Here is a 14402-nt window from a genome sequence, read left to right as displayed (position 1 = left end):
GATGGAGGAAATGAGAACGGAATTGATTCGTCCTCCTCAGGAAATGCCCGCCTTGGCGCTTGCATATCTGGGCGATGCCGTTTGGGAGCTGTTCGTTCGTCAGCATTTGCTCGCCATGGGAGAATTAAGGCCGCACAGGCTGCAAAAAGCCTCTGTTCATTATGTGAAGGCAAAGTCGCAGGCCGATATTATCCATTTTCTGTCGAAGGATTTAACCGAAGAAGAAGCGGGTGTGGTCCGCAGAGGAAGGAATGCGAAATCCGGTACGGTGCCAAAAAACGCAGATGTGATTGACTACCGGCACAGTACAGGGTTTGAGAGTTTGCTGGGGTATCTGTTTTTGCGGGGCGATCACGACCGGTTGCGGGAACTGGCGGCCGCAGCAATCGAGTTCGTTGATTCGAAATTACGAAAGGGTGATCGAAATGAGAAAAACTGAACGGACAAAACCGCGGAGCAGAACAGCGGTTCGTGACAATACCCGCGGGGGGAAACGTGCAGTTCAACCGGAGCGCGGGAAACTGCGGAATCCGCAAAGAGAGGAGCAGACTCCTGCCGCCGATACGGGTGAGCAACTGGAGGGACGGCATCCTGTGCTTGAAGCACTCAAAAGCGGCCGGGAACTGAATAAAATCCTGATCGGCGAAGGGGTGGAAGGCGGTTCGGCAACCGAAATACTCGCCCGGGCGAAGGAACGTGGAATCGTTGTGCAGCGGGTTCCAAAAGCCAAAATAGATACGATCGCCGTTACCCGCAATCATCAAGGTGTAATCGCATATCTGGCTGCCAAAGATTACGTGGAACTGGATGTGATTCTGCAAGCTGCAGATAAATCGCCGCGTCCAGGCTTAATTGTGGTGCTTGACGAAATCGAAGATCCCCACAATTTGGGATCGATTATTCGTACTGCGGACGGGGTGGGTGCTCATGGTGTTGTGATCCCGAAACGCCGGGCGGTTCCTTTGACGGCTACTGTGGCAAAAGCCTCTGCCGGGGCTATCGAACATATCCCGGTCGCAAGGGTGACAAATATTTCGCAGACACTTGAAACTCTGAAAAAAGCCGGGTACTGGGTAATCGGAACGGACGTGGGTGCGAAGAACATGTATTATCAGGTGGATATGACCGGTCCGATTGTAATGGTAATCGGCAACGAAGGCAAGGGACTTGGCGAAGTGGTGAAAAAGAGATGTGACTATCTCGTGCGGCTCCCCATGATCGGCAAGGTCCAATCATTAAATGCGGGCGTTGCGGCGGGTGTATTGCTTTATGAAGCAGTGCACCAACGCGGTGTCAAAAAGTAAAAACTCCGACGGTTGCCAAAGCATGAGAGAGGTTTTAATCGTTGACGGGTACAACATTATCGGGGCATGGTCCCAATTGGCAGAGTCGAAAAAAGAGAGTCTCGAACTTGCCCGTGACCAGCTTGTGGGGATTTTAACAGAGTTTCAAAGCTTTACCGGAATGGAAGTAATCGTTGTCTTTGATGCGCACCTGGCTGCAGGCGCTCGCAAACAGTACCAATCCGGGAAAGTGCAAGTCTATTTTTCCAAGGAAGACGAGACTGCTGATGAGATGATCGAACGGTTTGTCCATGAGATGGAAAAAAGGACTTCCCATATCTATGTTGCAACTTCGGACCTTGTTGAGCAGCAGGTAACGTTTGGCGAGGGAGCCCTCCGCATATCGGCTCGGGAACTGGAGCAACGAGTGATCGAGGCTCGAAAATCAATCCGGAAAGAAGTCGATAAGCTGGAAAAGAAAAGAAATACTCTAGGTGATCAATTGAATGAGGAAGTCGCAGAAATATTCGAAAAATGGAGGAGAAAAGACATAGATTAACAATTGACCCCTTAAGATTACATAAAGTATAATTGGTTTATGTTTTTAGTGCTGCCGGGTCGGAGGGATAGGCTTTGTCATCTAATCTTTATGTGCAGGACATGGAAGTGGTTAAAGATCTTGATGAATTATCGGACGAGGACCTGGTTGAAGCGGTTAGGGAAGGCAACGACGAAGCGCTTGAGTATTTGATCAACAAATACAAGAATTTCGTGAAAGCGAAGGCCCGTTCCTATTTCTTGATCGGTGCGGATCGGGAAGATATAGTGCAAGAAGGCATGATTGGTCTCTACAAGTCGATACGGGATTATCGTGATGATAAACTAACTTCTTTTAAAGCATTCGCAGAACTTTGCATCACTCGTCAAATTATTACCGCGATTAAAACTGCCACTCGACAGAAACATATCCCCCTCAATTCCTATGTTTCTCTGGACAAGCCCATTTACGATGAAGATTCCGACCGTACCTTGCTGGATGTGATCTGCGGGTCGCGTGTGTCCGATCCTGAGGAATTGCTCATCAATCAGGAGGAGTTTGTTGACATAGAGCTAAAAATGGGGGAAATACTTAGCGATTTGGAGCGGAAAGTGTTAATGCTTTACTTGGATGGTCGTTCCTATCAAGAGATTGCGGTTGATCTGAAACGCCATGTAAAATCGATAGATAATGCCCTGCAAAGAGTGAAAAGAAAACTTGAGAGATACTTGGAAATCCGGGATGTCAATTAAGCCCGGGTTTTTCTTTAGTTGACATCGGATACCTCATATGCTAAATTAATTTAGGTATCCATAGAAACGGAAACCAAAGTGGACAACAGCCCCATCATCTGTGGCTGTCACTTTGGGCGTGCCCGTTTTAATTTAAAAGAGTAGAAGTACCTGTGGGAGGTGTCATGATGCGTATAGCGGTAACGTTGGCTTGCACAGATTGCAAACAGCGCAACTATATTACAAAGAAAAATAAAAAGACGAACCCGGATCGCATCGAACTGAAGAAGTACTGTAAGTTCTGTAACCATCACACCCTTCATCGCGAAACTCGTTAAGGCTTTCGTGATCTGAAACGAGGGAAACCGTATGAAGAAGATGGCTGGAGTTTTCTCCTTCTTTCGAGAAGGTTGGGGAGAACTTAAAAGAGTTCGTTGGCCGAATCGCAAGGAATTGTTGTCGTATACAGCGGTTGTGCTTACAACTTGCGTGATTATGGCGATTGTGATTTTCCTGTTCGATCTTGGGGTCAGCGAATTGCTGCAATTATTGGGTTTGGGTCGATAGGCAACTATATGATTAGGGGGGAAGGGCAACCGCCCTCAACTGAATGGAAAACATGGAAAAGCATTGGTATGTGGTTCATACCTATTCCGGTTATGAGAACAAAGTAAAAACGAATCTGGAAAAACGCGTTCAGTCAATGGAGATGCAAGACAAGATTTTCCGGGTCCTGGTTCCGATGGAAGAGGAGATGGAAGTTAAAAACGGGAAGAAAAAAGCTGTTATGCGAAAAGTCTTTCCGGGTTATGTGCTTGTCGAGATGATCATGACGGACGATTCTTGGTATGTTGTCCGTAATACGCCTGGGGTAACCGGGTTTGTGGGATCAGCCGGATCCGGTTCTAAGCCGACTCCTCTCATGCCTCATGAGGTTCGAGCCATTTTGCGGCAAATGGGCGTGGATGAAACAAAAGCCAAGATCGATTTCTCCCTGAAAGAAGCGGTTCGCGTAGTTGAGGGGCCGTTCGCCAATTTTGTGGGCAGCGTGGAAGAAATACATCCAGATAAACAGAAGCTTAAAGTTCTTGTCTCCATGTTTGGCCGTGAAACCCCGCTCGAACTTGATTTTTCGCAAGTAGAGAAGTTATAATAGTGCCTGTTTGACGTGGGAGGGCTTTGGCCCGTCTGACCACATTATGAGAAGGAGGTGGATGTTGTGGCTAAGAAAGTAATCAAACTTGTGAAGCTTCAGATTCCTGCTGGTAAAGCCACCCCTGCACCGCCGGTTGGTCCGGCACTTGGTCAAGCTGGGGTTAACATCATGGGTTTCTGTAAGGAGTTTAATGCACGTACGGCAGATCAGGGTGGTTTGATCATTCCTGTTGTGATCACCGTGTATGAAGATCGTTCCTTCACTTTTGAAACAAAAACTCCTCCGGCAGCTGTTCTGCTCAAGAAAGCGGCTGGAATTGAAACTGCTTCCGGTGAACCGAACAAGAAAAAGGTTGCTAGACTGAAGCGTGCTAAGGTTCGCGAAATTGCAGAGACCAAGATGCCTGACCTGAACGCAGCGAGCGTTGAAGCTGCTATGCGCATGGTTGAAGGTACCGCTCGTTCCATGGGTATTGTTATCGAAGACTGATGAAATGGCACGCTGGGTGCCGTTGTCGATGGGTTGGATGAATCCAACCTTTATTCGTGGGAGGTCTCCAACCGTTATAACCACAAAGGAGGAAGCGTAAATGGCTAAGAATGGGAAGAAGTATGCAGAAGCTTCCAAGCTGATCGACAAAGACACTGTTTATGATGTGTCCGAAGCGGTAGCTTTGGTAAAGAAAGCTGCAAGCGCCAAGTTCGATGAAACTGTTGAAGTTGCAGTTCGTCTTGGTGTAGATGTGAAGAAAGCGGATCAACAACTACGCGGTGCGGTTGTATTGCCGCATGGTACCGGCAAAGTTCCGCGCGTGCTTGTTTTCGCTAAAGGTGAAAAGGCGAAAGAGGCGGAAGCTGCTGGTGCTGACTATGTAGGTGATGAGGATCTCATCAATAAGATCAACCAAGGTTGGTTTGACTTTGATGTTGTTGTGGCAACACCTGACATGATGGCATCCGTAGGTAAACTGGGTCGTGTTCTCGGTCCGAAGGGCTTAATGCCAAACCCGAAAACCGGTACAGTTACTTTCGATATCAAAAAAGCTGTCGATGAAATCAAGTCTGGTAAGATTGAATACCGTACCGACAAGGCTGGTAACATCCATGCTCCGATCGGGAAAGTATCATTCGACGAAGGAAAGCTGCTGGACAACTTCTATGTGTTGATCGACACACTGCAAAAAGCTAAGCCGGCTGCTGCGAAAGGTCAATACATCCGGAACATCACTGTGAGTTCCACGATGGGACCTGGCGTAAAGGTAAACTTGGCTAAGTTGACGCCGGAAGCTGGCAAGTAAGATTTCCCGTTTTGACATCTGGCCGTGAAAGTGGTATGATGTCAATCGTGTGATAACAACTGAAATTGACGAACCGTAGACAGCAGGCGTGCGCAAGCACTTAATGATACAGCCTGCCGAGGTTGTGAACGTGATAGATGTTTTACGCATGTTCCGAGTCCTCGTTTTGTCTGCGGGGGCTCTTTTAATTGTAACGGCATCAGCGCATCCATGCGCAAGCCAGGGAGGTGTAATGATGGGAATCCGTGAAGAAAAAGCGCAATTAGTGCAGGAAATCTCGCAGAAATTGCGTGACAGCAAGAGTACGATCGTAGCCGACTACCGTGGACTCACTGTCGCGGAAGTTACCGAGTTGCGGAAAACGCTTCGCGAAGCCGGCATCGAATTCAAAGTGTTGAAAAACACAATGACGCGCCGTGCTACCGCAGAATTGGGATTGACAGAGCTTGATGCGCATCTGACAGGTCCGACTGCAATTGCATTTTCTTATGAGGATGTAGTGGCACCGGCTAAAATCCTGAACGATTTTGCCAAGACGCACAAAGCGTTGGAAATCAAAGCGGGTGTGGTGGAAGGTCGTGTAGTGAGTCTTGACGAAGTCACTGCGTTGGCTACCTTGCCGTCCCGTGAAGGTCTTATCTCTATGTTCCTCAGCGTATTGCAAGCTCCGATGCGGAACTTCGCATACGCGGTTAAGCAAATCGCTGACCAAAAAGAACAAGCGTAACACCAAAATACTATTTACATTCCATTGGGGAGGTACAATCCATGTCGAAAGAGCAAATTATTGAAGCGATTAAAGGCATGTCCGTTCTTGAACTGAACGATCTTGTAAAAGCTATTGAAGAAGAATTTGGCGTAACTGCTGCAGCTCCGGTAGTTGTAGCTGGTGGAGCTGCTGGTGCAGGTGCCGCTGTTGAAGAGCAAACTGAATTTGACGTTATCCTTGCAAGCCCTGGTGCTTCCAAGATCAACGTTATCAAGGTAATCCGTGAAGTTACCGGTCTCGGCCTGAAGGAAGCTAAAGAAATTGCTGACAACGCTCCGAAGGCAATCAAAGAAAAGACTTCCAAAGAAGATGCCGAAGCGATCAAAGCTAAACTTGAAGAAGCTGGCGCTTCTGTTGAAATTAAGTAATGATCTTTTGAGAAAAGGGCTGTTCGAAAGAACGGCCCTTTTGTTTTTTCCAATTCGTTTCGTTATAATGGTAAAAGCTGAATTTGTGAAAGGATGATGGCGATTGGTTGACCATTATTTTTCCAATCAACCTGTGGTCGGCCATGACCTGCGTTTAATCCGCCAAAAATTACGCGGGTTCAACCTCGAGTTCTGGACGGATGCAGGGGTTTTTTCCAAGGGCGGAATCGATTTTGGGAGCGCGTTGTTGATAGAAACAATGGAAATTTCGGAAAAGGACCGGGTTTTGGATGTCGGCTGCGGTTACGGGCCGATTGGGATAACAGCGGCTAAACTGGCTGTCAATGGATCCGTACTCATGATTGACATCAATGAACGGGCAGTAGAACTTGCCCGAAAGAATCTGACTCAAAATGCGGTGCAAAATGCTGAAGTTCGTGTGAGCAACCTGTTCGAGCAGGTAGCAGAAAAGGATTTTGACCGTATTTTCACCAATCCGCCCATTCGTGCCGGCAAAGCTGTGGTTCATCAAATATTTGAAGAAGCCGGCAGGAGGCTGACTCCACGGGGCGAACTTTGGGTGGTCATTCAAAAGAAACAGGGTGCTCCGTCAGCACGAAAAAAACTGGAAGAATTGTTTGAAGATGTGCAAGATAAGGCGAAAGATGCAGGCTATCGTATTTTCTGCTGTAAAAAGCCGAAAAGTTTCGTATGACTTTTTCCTAAGTCAAGACTTGACAAATGAAAAGTTTTCTTTAACTACCGTTGACAAGCGTTTTTTGGTATGGTATCGTAAGAAAATGCGTAAAGACATTATGTGTATAGATTGGTTACATATGAATATTTCGCATAATTTTTGGTCAAAAGGAATAGAGTAACCATTTCTGTGCTTTTGAAGCTCGAATCTATCTTATATCATCCCGATACTCCGTGTCGGGAGGTATGTTTTTTATTCGGGCTTTTTCCTATCTGGAATACAATTATTAGGCGACCATAATGGTGAGGGGTGACAGTTTTGCAGGGACAACTTGTTCAGTATGGTCGGCGGCAACGTCGCACATACGCTCGGATCAAAGAAGTGATGGAGCTGCCAAACCTTATTGAGATCCAGCAGAAATCGTATCAATGGTTCCTGGATGAAGGATTGAAGGAGATGTTCCAAGAAATATCTCCTATTCAGGATTTCACAGGGAATTTAGTGCTGGAGTTCATTGATTACAGCTTGGGGGAGCCCAAGTACGATGTGGAAGAATCAAAAGAGCGCGATGTAACATTTGCGGCTCCTTTGCGAGTCAAAGTCCGTCTGATTAATCGCGAAACGGGCGAAGTAAAAGAACAGGAAGTCTTCATGGGGGATTTCCCGCTGATGACCGAAACGGGAACCTTCATTATTAATGGTGCCGAACGCGTTATTGTCAGCCAGTTGGTTCGTTCTCCAAGCGTGTACTTCAATACGAAAACTGACAAGAACGGCAAAAAAGCCTACACTGCAACTGTGATTCCCAATCGCGGCGCCTGGCTCGAATTGGAGACAGACGCTAAAGATATTGTGTATGTTCGGATTGACCGCACAAGAAAGATTCCGGTGACGGTTCTTTTGCGCGCACTAGGCTTTTCTACCGATGCAGAGATTATCGATCTGCTCGGTGAAAGCGATTATCTCCGCAACACATTGGATAAAGACAATACGGATTCCGCAGAAAAAGCATTGTTGGAAATCTATGAACGTCTTCGTCCCGGGGAACCTCCTACACTGGAGAATGCCCGCAGCCTTTTGATCTCCCGCTTCTTTGACCCGAAGCGTTACGATCTGGCCAATGTGGGTCGATATAAGATTAACAAGAAGCTTCATATCAAAAACCGGTTGTTGAATCAGCGTCTTGCCGAGGCGTTGGTTGATCGCAATACGGGTGAGGTAATTGCGGAAGCGGGTCAAATCATAGATCGCCGTTTGCTTGACCGGATTTTGCCCGTGCTTGAAGAATCGGTTAACTTTGTCGAATACAAATCGACTTCCGGCGTTGTAGCCGAAGAGGAAATCCTTCTTCAAGAGGTAAAGATCTATTCTCCTTATGAGGAAGGAAAAGTAATTAAGGTCATCGGCAATGCGGGTGTTGATAAAAACACTAAGCATATTACCGCATCCGATATCATCGCGTCGATTTCCTACTTTATGAATCTCCTGCATGGAGTAGGTTCTACGGATGACATTGACCATCTTGGAAACCGTCGTCTCCGTTCTGTTGGCGAATTGCTTCAGAACCAGTTCCGGATTGGGCTTTCCAGGATGGAGCGGGTAGTGCGAGAGCGGATGTCCATTCAGGATGCAAACGCAATTACTCCACAGGCATTGATCAACATTCGACCTGTGATTGCCGCAATTAAAGAGTTTTTTGGTTCCAGCCAGTTGTCTCAATTTATGGATCAAACCAACCCTCTGGCCGAATTGACCCATAAACGTCGTTTGTCCGCACTGGGGCCTGGTGGCTTGACTCGTGAACGGGCGGGCTTTGAAGTTCGTGACGTCCACCACTCCCACTATGGAAGAATGTGTCCGATCGAGACGCCGGAAGGACCGAACATCGGTTTGATCAACTCGTTATCTACCTATGCGAGGATCAATGAGTTCGGATTTATCGAGACTCCTTACCGCCGAGTTGACCCGGAGACCGGCCGAGTAACCAACACAATTCATTACCTTACAGCCGATGAAGAAGACAACTATGTAATCGGGCAAGCGAGCGTACGGTTGGATGAAGAAGGCAATATCCTGGACGACTCTGTAATTGTCCGATATAAAGAAGAGACTCTTATCGTGCCGCCGGATCGCGTTGATTATGTAGACGTTTCACCCAAACAGGTGGTATCCGTGGCTACAGCTTTGATTCCGTTCCTTGAGAACGACGACGCGAACCGGGCGTTGATGGGATCCAACATGCAGCGACAAGCGGTTCCTCTCTTGATTCCGAGTGCGCCTTTTGTCGGCACCGGTTTGGAACATAAATCAGCCAAGGATTCTGGCGCAGCTGTTGTGAGCAAGGTCGACGGTATCGTGGAACGGGTCGATGCCAGCGAAATCTGGATTCGGGAGCAGCAAGAGGTTGACCAGAAGGTTGTAAGAGGGAATCTGCACAAATACAAATTGCTGAAATTTTCCCGTTCTAATCAAGGCACCTGCATCAACCAGCGACCGATCGTAAGAAGTGGAGATGTCGTCAAGAAAGGCGATATTATCGCTGACGGACCGGCTACTGACCAAGGTGAAATGGCGATTGGGAAGAACGTGGTGGTTGCCTTCATGACATGGGAAGGGTACAACTACGAGGACGCGATTCTTCTGTCCGAGAAGCTTGTGAAGGAAGATGTCTATACCTCCATTCATATCGAGGAATATGAGGCGGAGGCGCGTGATACGAAGCTTGGGCCGGAAGAGATTACCCGTGATATTCCAAACGTGGGCGAAGATGCCCTCAAGAATCTTGATGAGCGAGGAATTATCCGGATTGGTGCCGAGGTGAACGCGGGTGACATTTTGGTTGGTAAAGTGACTCCTAAAGGTGTGACGGAACTGACCGCCGAGGAACGCTTATTGCATGCGATCTTTGGTGAAAAAGCCCGCGAAGTGCGTGATACCTCCGTACGCGTTCCGAACGGCGGTGCGGGTATTATCGTTGACGTGAAAGTATTTACCCGTGAAAACGGAGACGAACTGCCTCCGGGTGTAAACCAGCTCGTTCGTGTTTACATTGCGCAAAAACGTAAGATTTCCGAAGGAGACAAGATGGCGGGGCGCCACGGTAACAAGGGTGTCGTTGCCCGGATTATGCCGGAAGAAGATATGCCGTTCCTTGAAGATGGTACCCCGGTCCAAGTCGTTCTGAATCCTTTGGGCGTTCCGTCCCGGATGAATATCGGTCAGGTGCTTGAAGTGCACTTGGGCATGGCGGCTCGTTCACTTGGTATTCATGTGGCTACGCCGGTGTTCGACGGTGCGTCGGAAGACGACGTGTTCAATACGCTGGAAGAAGCGGGCCTTGCGAGGGATGGCAAGCATGTGCTCTATGATGGCCGGACCGGTGAACCGTTTGAGAATCGGGTAACGGTTGGCGTGATGTATATGCTGAAACTGCACCACCTGGTGGACGACAAAATCCATGCTCGTTCCACAGGTCCGTACTCGCTTGTAACCCAGCAGCCGTTAGGCGGAAAAGCGCAATTTGGCGGACAGCGTTTCGGAGAGATGGAAGTGTGGGCGCTTGAAGCATATGGCGCAGCCTACACGTTACAAGAAATTCTTACGGTCAAGTCTGATGACGTTATTGGTCGTGTGAAGACATATGAAGCGATTGTGAAAGGTGAAAACGTCCCTGAACCGGGTGTTCCTGAGTCGTTTAAGGTCTTGATCAAAGAACTTCAATCCCTGGGTATGGATGTGAAGATCTTGTCGGAGGACGAACAGGAAATCGTTATGCGCGAAATAGACGATGACGATGATTCGGGAGAAAAGCTGAATCTGAACCTGGAAGCACGAGAAGTAAACGAAGATTAAGGGAGGTAAGGCCCTTTGTTAGACGTAAATAATTTCGAGTACATGAAAATCGGGTTGGCATCTCCTGAGAAAATTCGCTCCTGGTCCCATGGAGAAGTCAAGAAACCCGAGACCATCAACTATCGGACGTTGAAACCTGAAAAAGAAGGTCTCTTCTGTGAGAAGATTTTCGGACCAACCCGCGACTGGGAATGTCATTGCGGAAAATATAAGAGGGTTCGCTACAAGGGTGTTGTGTGTGACCGTTGCGGCGTTGAGGTAACCCGAGCAAAGGTACGTCGTGAGCGGATGGGGCACATTGAGCTTGCTGCCCCCGTCTCTCATATCTGGTTCTTCAAGGGAATACCGAGCCGTATGGGTCTGATTCTAGACATGTCTCCGCGGGCCTTGGAAGAAGTGATTTACTTCGCATCGTACGTGGTCACAGATCCCGGCGATACCCCTCTGGAGAAGAAGCAGCTTCTCTCTGAGAAGGAATTTCGTGCACATCGTGAAAAATACGGGTATGCATTTCAAGCGGGCATGGGTGCAGAAGCAATCAAAAAGCTTCTGCTTGACATCGACTTGGAAAAAGAAGTCGATCTGCTGAAAGAAGAGCTCAAAACTGCGCAGGGACAAAGACGCAACCGCGCTATTAAGCGTTTGGAAGTGCTTGAAGCTTTCCGGATGTCCGGAAACCATCCTGAGTGGATGATTCTGGATGTTCTGCCGGTAATTCCTCCTGAACTGCGCCCCATGGTTCAGCTTGATGGGGGACGGTTTGCTACTTCCGACCTGAATGATTTATACCGCCGGGTGATCAACCGGAACAACCGTTTGAAGCGGTTATTGGACCTCGGCGCCCCTGACATTATCGTTCAGAACGAAAAGCGGATGCTGCAGGAAGCGGTCGACGCCCTGATCGATAACGGTCGCCGCGGCCGCCCTGTCACAGGGCCGGGGAACCGTCCGCTCAAGTCGCTCTCCCATATGCTTAAAGGGAAGCAAGGACGTTTCCGGCAAAACCTGCTCGGGAAACGGGTCGACTATTCCGGTCGTTCCGTTATCGTGGTAGGTCCGCATTTGAGGATGTACCAGTGTGGTCTTCCGAAAGAAATGGCGCTGGAGTTGTTTAAGCCGTTTGTGATGAAGGAACTGGTTGCAAAAGGGCTTGCCCATAACATTAAGTCCGCAAAACGCAAAGTGGAACGAGTATCCCCTGAAGTATGGGATGTTCTTGAAGAAGTGATTCGCGAGCATCCTGTCCTGTTAAACCGTGCTCCTACCTTGCACCGTTTAGGCATCCAGGCATTCGAGCCGGTTCTCGTGGAAGGTCGGGCAATCAAATTGCATCCGCTGGTATGTACTGCGTACAATGCCGATTTTGACGGAGACCAAATGGCGGTTCACGTTCCCCTGTCTGCGGAAGCTCAGGCGGAAGCCCGTTTGTTGATGCTGGCTGCTCATAACATTCTGAATCCGAAGGACGGAAAGCCGGTCGTTACGCCTACTCAGGATATGGTTTTGGGATCTTATTATCTCACGGTCGACCGACCGGGCAACGAAGGAGAAGGGCGAATTTTTGCCACGCCGCATGAAGCGATTCTTGCTTATCAATCCGAGCGGTTAGGGCTTCATACCCGCGTTTGCATTCCGGTAAAATCGCTTGGCAAGACGACCTTTACGCCTGAGCAGGAACAGGGATTGTTGATCACCACAATCGGAAAGATCATCTTTAATGAGATCTTCCCAAAAGATTTTCCGTACATCAATGTCGGCGATAAGAAGAATCTGCTGACGGGTGTGCCTGATGAATTTTTCATCCTGGAAAAGGGTGCTGACGTCAGGGCTCGTGTACAGGAGCTTCCCGTACAGAATGCAGTCGTTAAAGGATTCCTTGGAACGATTATTTCTGAGGTATTCAACCGGTACGGTACCACTCAAACGGCTGAAATTCTCGATAAAATCAAAGCGCTCGGGTTCTCATACTCAACCAAAGCGGGAATTACAATTTCCGTTGCTGACATCACGGTGCCTGAAGCCAAGAAAGAGATTTTGTCCGAAGCGGAACAGAAGGTTGCAACAGTTACGAACCAATACCGTCGTGGATTGATTACGGATGACGAACGGTATGACAGGGTTATCACGATCTGGAGCAAGGCGAAAGATCAGATTACCGAAGTGCTGATGAAGTCGCTCAATCGCTTAAACCCGATCTATATGATGGCCAATTCCGGGGCTCGCGGTAACGTATCTCAGATTACCCAGCTGGCAGGGATGCGTGGTCTTATGGCCAACCCGTCCGGTCGAATCATCGAGCTGCCGATTAAATCCAACTTCCGTGAAGGTTTGACCGTATTGGAGTACTTTATTTCCACGCACGGTGCCCGTAAAGGTCTTGCCGACACGGCGCTCCGTACCGCGGACTCGGGTTATTTGACCCGACGGCTTGTTGACGTTGCGCAAGACGTAATTGTACGTCAAATTGATTGTGGCACCGACAAGGGGATTGTTGTCGATGAGATCCGTGACGGGAAAGAGATTATCGAAGATCTGTTTGACCGCATTAACGGTCGAATGGCGTTTGAGACGGTGAAACATCCGGAAACGGGTGAGGTTTTCGTTCGGAAAAATGAACTGATTACCGACGAAATTGCCCGTAAAATCATAGAAGCTGGAATTAGCAAAGTGCGTATCCGTTCTGTACTCTCCTGTCGTACGAAACACGGTGTTTGCATCAAATGTTACGGACGCAACCTTGCAACCGGTAAGATGGTTGAGATTGGTGAAGCCGTGGGTATTATTGCCGCTCAATCGATTGGTGAACCGGGTACCCAGTTGACAATGCGTACCTTCCACACCGGTGGTGTTGCGGGTGATGACATTACTCAAGGTTTGCCGCGAATCCAGGAGCTTTTCGAGGCCCGGAATCCGAAAGGGCAGGCCATCATCACCGAAATGGATGGGGAAGTAACCGATATCCGTGAGGTAAAGGATAAGCGGGAGATTGAAATTACAAGTGAAGCGGAAACGAAAGTTTATCCGGTTCCGTATGGCTCCCGAATTCGAGTGGTTGTCGGCCAGAAAGTGGAAGCTGGGGACGAATTGACCGAGGGTTCAGTTGATCCGAAAGACATGCTTAAAGTTAAGGGAATCCGCGGAGTTCAGAACTATCTTCTGCGTGAAGTGCAACGTGTTTATCGTTTGCAGGGTGTAGATATCAACGATAAGCATATTGAAGTTATGGTTCGCCAGATGCTTCGTAAGATTCGCGTACTTGAAAATGGGGATACCGAGCTGCTGCCGGGTACGTATGTTGACATTCATGAGTTCGAAGAAGCAAACTTGAAAGCGCTGCTCGAAGGTAATGAACCTGCGGTAGGCCGTCCTGCTTTGCTAGGTATTACGAAAGCATCACTGGAAACAGATTCCTTCCTGTCTGCCGCTTCGTTCCAGGAAACCACGAGGGTCCTCACGGAAGCTGCAATTAAAGGCAAGGTAGATCGCTTGCTCGGATTGAAGGAAAACGTGATTATCGGAAAATTGATTCCTGCCGGTACGGGAATGTCGCGTTATCGCAACATCAAACTGGAAGGCGAAGTGGAATTGGAAGTGGAATCTGCTGCAGGTGAAGATGCGGAAGTAGAGCGAGAAGTGGAAACGGTAGTTGAGTAAAGAAAAATCTCGGCGGGATAAGATCCCGCCGAGCATAAATTTCTTTTTTTAACATGC

The 14402-nt window shown here is 48.4% G+C and carries 14 protein-coding genes and 1 other annotated feature; all 14 genes read left to right on the top strand.

Annotation, left to right across the window (positions count from 1 at the left end):
* Position 1 precedes the first annotated feature (1 nt).
* Positions 2-439 carry a Mini-ribonuclease 3 gene (locus tag ACFO8Q_RS00915; RefSeq protein ID WP_380023587.1) on the top strand — a complete coding sequence of 146 codons (438 nt, stop codon included), beginning with the start codon at positions 2-4 and terminating at the stop codon, positions 437-439.
* A complete protein-coding gene (gene rlmB, locus ACFO8Q_RS00910) occupies positions 426-1304 on the top strand; it encodes a 23S rRNA (guanosine(2251)-2'-O)-methyltransferase RlmB (protein ID WP_380023586.1) in 879 nt (292 codons plus the stop codon). Before ACFO8Q_RS00915 ends, rlmB begins: the two co-directional genes overlap by 14 nt.
* A gap of 22 nt (positions 1305-1326) precedes the next feature.
* On the top strand, positions 1327-1842 hold the full coding sequence (locus ACFO8Q_RS00905; RefSeq protein ID WP_380023584.1) for an NYN domain-containing protein: 516 nt from the start codon (positions 1327-1329) through the stop codon (positions 1840-1842).
* A gap of 101 nt (positions 1843-1943) precedes the next feature.
* On the top strand, positions 1944-2573 hold the full coding sequence (sigH, locus tag ACFO8Q_RS00900) for an RNA polymerase sporulation sigma factor SigH (protein WP_380023616.1): 630 nt from the start codon (positions 1944-1946) through the stop codon (positions 2571-2573).
* Positions 2574-2740: 167 nt separating this feature from the next.
* Positions 2741-2890: a 50S ribosomal protein L33 gene (gene rpmG, locus ACFO8Q_RS00895; RefSeq protein WP_380023582.1), complete on the top strand. Its 150-nt coding sequence runs from the start codon at positions 2741-2743 to the stop codon at positions 2888-2890.
* Between the two features lie 31 nt (positions 2891-2921).
* Positions 2922-3119 carry a preprotein translocase subunit SecE gene (gene secE, locus ACFO8Q_RS00890; protein WP_380023580.1) on the top strand — a complete coding sequence of 66 codons (198 nt, stop codon included), beginning with the start codon at positions 2922-2924 and terminating at the stop codon, positions 3117-3119.
* A 52-nt stretch (positions 3120-3171) separates the two neighbouring features.
* A complete protein-coding gene (gene nusG / locus ACFO8Q_RS00885; protein ID WP_380023578.1) occupies positions 3172-3705 on the top strand; it encodes a transcription termination/antitermination protein NusG in 534 nt (177 codons plus the stop codon).
* Between the two features lie 66 nt (positions 3706-3771).
* Positions 3772-4197 (top strand): 50S ribosomal protein L11, encoded by a 426-nt coding sequence (gene rplK, locus ACFO8Q_RS00880; protein ID WP_380023576.1) that lies wholly within the window; start codon positions 3772-3774, stop codon positions 4195-4197.
* Positions 4198-4297: 100 nt separating this feature from the next.
* Positions 4298-5005, top strand: coding sequence for a 50S ribosomal protein L1 (rplA, locus tag ACFO8Q_RS00875; RefSeq protein ID WP_380023574.1), 708 nt, complete (start codon positions 4298-4300; stop codon positions 5003-5005).
* 55 nt (positions 5006-5060) lie between these two features.
* Positions 5061-5200 (top strand) — a sequence feature (ribosomal protein L10 leader region).
* A gap of 37 nt (positions 5201-5237) precedes the next feature.
* Positions 5238-5732, top strand: a complete 495-nt coding sequence (rplJ, locus tag ACFO8Q_RS00870) for a 50S ribosomal protein L10 (protein WP_380023571.1) — start codon at positions 5238-5240, stop codon at positions 5730-5732.
* A gap of 41 nt (positions 5733-5773) precedes the next feature.
* Positions 5774-6142: a 50S ribosomal protein L7/L12 gene (rplL, locus tag ACFO8Q_RS00865; RefSeq protein WP_380023569.1), complete on the top strand. Its 369-nt coding sequence runs from the start codon at positions 5774-5776 to the stop codon at positions 6140-6142.
* A gap of 103 nt (positions 6143-6245) precedes the next feature.
* Entirely contained in the window at positions 6246-6857 is a 612-nt protein-coding gene (locus ACFO8Q_RS00860; protein ID WP_380023568.1) for a class I SAM-dependent methyltransferase, read from the top strand.
* A 300-nt stretch (positions 6858-7157) separates the two neighbouring features.
* Positions 7158-10691, top strand: a complete 3534-nt coding sequence (gene rpoB / locus ACFO8Q_RS00855) for a DNA-directed RNA polymerase subunit beta (RefSeq protein WP_380023567.1) — start codon at positions 7158-7160, stop codon at positions 10689-10691.
* 15 nt (positions 10692-10706) lie between these two features.
* Positions 10707-14345: a DNA-directed RNA polymerase subunit beta' gene (gene rpoC, locus ACFO8Q_RS00850; RefSeq protein WP_380023566.1), complete on the top strand. Its 3639-nt coding sequence runs from the start codon at positions 10707-10709 to the stop codon at positions 14343-14345.
* The last annotated feature ends 57 nt before the right edge of the window (positions 14346-14402 follow it).

The sequence above is a fragment of the Effusibacillus consociatus genome (assembly GCF_042652925.1).
Classification (GTDB): domain Bacteria; phylum Bacillota; class Bacilli; order Tumebacillales; family Effusibacillaceae; genus Effusibacillus; species Effusibacillus consociatus.
Note: the sequence above shows the minus strand (reverse complement) of the source record. Positions and strands in the feature narration are given on the sequence as shown.

What these genes read in the sequence shown, in the direction of transcription:
- secE (WP_380023580.1), top strand. Translation starts at nt 2,922, where the DNA reads ATGAAGAAGATGGCTGGAGTTTTCTCCTTCTTTCGAGAAGGTTGGGGA.
- rplJ (WP_380023571.1), top strand. Translation starts at nt 5,238, where the DNA reads ATGATGGGAATCCGTGAAGAAAAAGCGCAATTAGTGCAGGAAATCTCG.
- sigH (WP_380023616.1), top strand. Translation starts at nt 1,944, where the DNA reads ATGGAAGTGGTTAAAGATCTTGATGAATTATCGGACGAGGACCTGGTT.
- rlmB (WP_380023586.1), top strand. Translation starts at nt 426, where the DNA reads ATGAGAAAAACTGAACGGACAAAACCGCGGAGCAGAACAGCGGTTCGT.
- ACFO8Q_RS00905 (WP_380023584.1), top strand. Translation starts at nt 1,327, where the DNA reads ATGAGAGAGGTTTTAATCGTTGACGGGTACAACATTATCGGGGCATGG.
- rplA (WP_380023574.1), top strand. Translation starts at nt 4,298, where the DNA reads ATGGCTAAGAATGGGAAGAAGTATGCAGAAGCTTCCAAGCTGATCGAC.
- nusG (WP_380023578.1), top strand. Translation starts at nt 3,172, where the DNA reads ATGGAAAAGCATTGGTATGTGGTTCATACCTATTCCGGTTATGAGAAC.
- rplL (WP_380023569.1), top strand. Translation starts at nt 5,774, where the DNA reads ATGTCGAAAGAGCAAATTATTGAAGCGATTAAAGGCATGTCCGTTCTT.
- ACFO8Q_RS00915 (WP_380023587.1), top strand. Translation starts at nt 2, where the DNA reads ATGGAGGAAATGAGAACGGAATTGATTCGTCCTCCTCAGGAAATGCCC.
- rpmG (WP_380023582.1), top strand. Translation starts at nt 2,741, where the DNA reads ATGCGTATAGCGGTAACGTTGGCTTGCACAGATTGCAAACAGCGCAAC.